The sequence below is a fragment of the Actinosynnema sp. NPDC023794 genome, assembly GCF_040639675.1.
In the GTDB taxonomy this organism is placed as follows: domain Bacteria; phylum Actinomycetota; class Actinomycetes; order Mycobacteriales; family Pseudonocardiaceae; genus Actinosynnema; species Actinosynnema luteola.
In genome coordinates, this window is the sequence record NZ_JBFAFR010000091.1 from 1 (window position 1) to 3,917 (window position 3,917).

At 74.1% G+C, this 3,917-nt stretch carries 1 protein-coding gene; it reads left to right on the forward strand.

All coding sequences use genetic code 11. The annotated features are described in order from the left end of the window. Nucleotides 1–45: 45 nt before the first annotated feature. Nucleotides 46–3,917, forward strand: a 3,872-nt coding sequence (locus tag AB0H12_RS45120) for an SDR family NAD(P)-dependent oxidoreductase (RefSeq protein ID WP_499632934.1), incomplete at its 3' end; no start/stop codon positions are given.

Below are 3,917 nucleotides of genomic sequence, written 5' to 3' on the forward strand. Positions count from 1 at the left end.
TTGGAGGATGCGGCGCGGGTGGTTGCGTTGCGCAGCAGGGCTTTGGTGGCGATTGCCGGTCTTGGTGGCATGGTGTCGGTGTCGTCGCCGCCGGATGCGGAGTTGCTGTCGCGGTGGGGTGACCGGCTGACGGTGGCGGTGGTGAACTCGGCGTCCACGGTGGTGGTGTCGGGTGAGCCGGGGGCGTTGGACGAGCTGCTGGAGCTGTGCGAGCGCGAGGGTGTGCACGCGCGGCGGATCCCGGTGGACTACGCGGCCCACTCGGCACAGGTCGAGGCGATTCGGGAGCGGCTGCTCGCCGATCTGGCCGACATCGCGCCGAGGCCCGGACGCGTGCCGTTCTACTCGACGGTGACCGAGGGGTTGGTCGAGGCCGTCGACGCCGCCTACTGGTACCGGAACCTGCGGGAACCGGTGCGGTTCGACCGGGCGACGGCGGCGCTGCTCGCCGCCGGGCACGACGTGTTCATCGAGGTCAGCCCGCACCCGGTGCTGGTGCCCGCGCTGGACGTCCCGCTCGCGACCGGCACCCTGCGCCGTGACCAGGGCGGGGTCGGGGAGTTCCTCGCGGCGGCCGGACGGCTGTTCGTCGCCGGGGTGGACGTCGACTGGACTCCCGCGCTGCCGCCGGCCGGTGGCGCGGACCTGCCGACCTACGCCTTCCAGCACGAGCCGTACTGGCTCACGTCCACCGCACCGACCGCGGACCCGTGGCGGTACGAGGTCACGTGGACGCCCGTCACGCCCACGTCGGCCCCGGCCGGCCGGTGGCTGGTGCTGCGGCCCGACGGCGAGCACCCGTGGGTCGACGAGGCGGTGGAGGCGTTGCGGGACAGCGGCGTCGAGGTGGTCGGGACGGCGGACCGGGTCGACGGCGTGCTGTCGTTCCTGGCGTTGGACGAGTCGCCGCACCCGGACCACCCGGCCGTGCCCGTCGGCTTGGCGCGGACGTTGGCGGCGGTGCGGGACCTCGACGCCCCGCTGTGGTGCGTGACCCGCGGCGCGTTCGACGATCGTCCGCGGCAGGCACTGGTGTGGGGATTGGGCACCTCGGCCGCGCTGGAATTCCCCGACCGGTGGGGCGGGCTCGTCGACGTCCCGGCGACACCGGACGCGCTGAGCGTGCGCCGCCTGCTCACCGCGATCGGCGGCCCGGAGGACCAGGTGTCGGTCCGCGCCGAGGGCGTCTTCGCCCGCAGGCTGCGCCGGGCCAGGCCGACCCCGCCGGTCCGGAGGTGGCGGCCCGAGGGCACCACCCTGATCACCGGCGGCACGGGTGCGCTGGGCGCTCGGGTGGCCCGCTGGCTCGCCGGGCAGGGCGCCGAGCACGTGGTGCTGGTCAGCCGCAGCGGGCCGGACGCCCCCGGCGCGGCCGGACTGCGCGACGAGCTGGCCGCCTCCGGCACGCGGGTCACGGTGGCCGCGTGCGACGTGGCGGACCGGGCGGCGCTGGCGGCGTTGCTGGACGAGGTCGGCGACGTGCGGTCGGTGTTCCACACGGCGGGCGTGATCAGGTCCGGCCGGCTGGCCGACGACGACGTGACCGGGTTCGCCGACGTGATCACCGCCAAGGTCGCCGGCGCGACGCACCTCGCCGACCTGCTGCCCGACCTCGACGCGCTGGTGCTGTTCTCCTCGACGGCCGGGGTCTGGGGCGACGGGCACGGCGCGGCCTACGCGGCGGGCAACGCGTTCCTCGACGCCCTCGCCGCGCGGCACCGCGCCGAGGGCCGCGCGACCACGTCGGTGTCCTGGGGCATCTGGGCCGAGGGCGGCATGGCGGCGCTGGAGTCCGTGCGGCGGCAACGGCGGCTGCTCGGCCTGGGCGAGATGCCGTCCGGGCGCGCGCTGGCGGCGCTGCGCGACGTGCTCGACCAGGACGTGCCGCACGCCGTGGTCACCCCGGTCGACTGGGCGGAGTTCGCGCCCGCCTACACCCGCGTGCGGCCGAGCAGGCTGCTCGTCGACCTGCCCGAGGCCCAGGTCCGGGAGGAAGCCGTCGAACCGGACGCGACGTCCGATGTCGACGTGCTCGACGTGATCACCACCCACACGGCGGCGGTGCTGGGACACACCTCGCCGGAGGCCGTCGACACCCGGCAGGCGTTCCGGGAACTCGGCTTCGACTCGCTGACCGCCGTCGAACTGCGCAACCGCCTCGCCACCGCCCTGGGCCGGCGGCTGCCGTCCACGCTGGTCTTCGACCACCCCACGCCCGAACGGCTCGCCGCACACCTGCGCGGTGAACGCGCGGCGCGTGCCACCACGTCCGCGGCGGCGACCGACGAGCCGATCGCGATCGTCGGCATGGGCTGCCGGTTCCCCGGCGGCGTCGAGTCGCCGGACGACCTCTGGCGGTTGGTGTCCGAGGGCGTGGACGCCATCGGCGGGTTCCCCGACGACCGCGGCTGGGACCTGGACCGGCTGTTCGACCCCACGTCGGCCCGGCCCCGCACGTCGTCCACCCGGCACGGCGGGTTCCTGACCGACGCGGGCGGGTTCGACGCGGGGTTCTTCGGGATCTCGCCGCGTGAGGCGTTGGCGATGGATCCGCAGCAGCGGGTGTTGCTGGAGACCGCGTGGGAGGCGTTCGAGCACGCGGGGATCGACCCGACGTCGTTGCAGGGCAGCCGGACGGGTGTGTTCACCGGCATCTGGTCCACCGGGTACGCCGCCGGGCCCGTCCCGGACGACCTGGAGGGCTACCAGGTCACCGGGACGGCGACCAGCATCGGCTCCGGTCGGCTCTCCTACCTGCTCGGTCTGGTCGGACCCGCGCTGTCGCTGGACACGGGGTGCTCGTCGTCGCTGGTCGCGCTGCACCTGGCCGCGCAGGCGCTGCGGTCGGGTGAGTGCGATCTCGCGCTGGCCGGCGGGGTCACGGTCAACGCCACGCCGTCGTTGTTCACCGAGATGTCCCGGCAGAGCGCGAGCGCGCCGGACGGCCGCAGCAAGTCCTTCGCCGCTGCCGCCGACGGCGCGGGGTGGGCGGAGGGTGCGGGCCTGCTGCTGGTGGAACGCCTGTCCGACGCCCGGCGCAACGGCCACCACGTGCTGGCGGTCGTGCGCGGGACCGCCGTCAACCAGGACGGTGCGTCGAACGGGTTGACCGCGCCGAACGGGCCGTCGCAGGAGCGGGTGATCCGGCAGGCGCTGGCGAACGCGGGCTTGTCACCGTCCGATGTGGACGCCGTGGAGGCGCACGGCACGGGTACGACCTTGGGCGATCCGATCGAGGCTCAGGCGCTCCTGGCGACCTACGGTCAGGATCGTTCGGTGCCGTTGTGGTTGGGGTCGGTGAAGTCGAACATCGGCCACACGCAGGCCGCCGCCGGGGCCGCCGGCGTGATCAAGATGGTGATGGCGTTGCGGCACGGTGTGCTGCCGAAGACGCTGCACGTGGACGAACCGACACCGCACGTGGACTGGGAGGCCGGGAACGTCCGGCTGCTGACCGGTCCCGTGGCCTGGCCGGCCACCGAACGTCCTCGGCGGGCGGCGGTGTCCGCGTTCGGCATCAGCGGCACGAACGCGCACACGATCATCGAGCAGGCACCCGAGGTGACCCGGCCGGCGGAGGTCGACCCGCTCTGGCTGTTGTCGGCCAAGACGCCCGAGGCACTGCGCGAGCAGGCGCGGCGGCTGCGCGACTTCGTCGCCGAACGGCCGGGTGAGACCGCCGAGATCGGTCGTGCCCTGGCTGGTCGGGCGCGTTTTGATCATCGTGCGGTGGTGTTGGATCCGGTGGCGTTGGGTGCGTTGGCGGAGGGTCGTGAGCATCCGGATCTGGTGACGGGCACGGCGTCTGCGCTCGGGAAGTCGGTGTTCGTGTTCCCGGGTCAGGGTGCGCAGTGGGTCGGTATGGGTCGGGAGTTGTATGCGGCGGAGCCGGTGTTCCGTGATGTGGTCGATGCGTG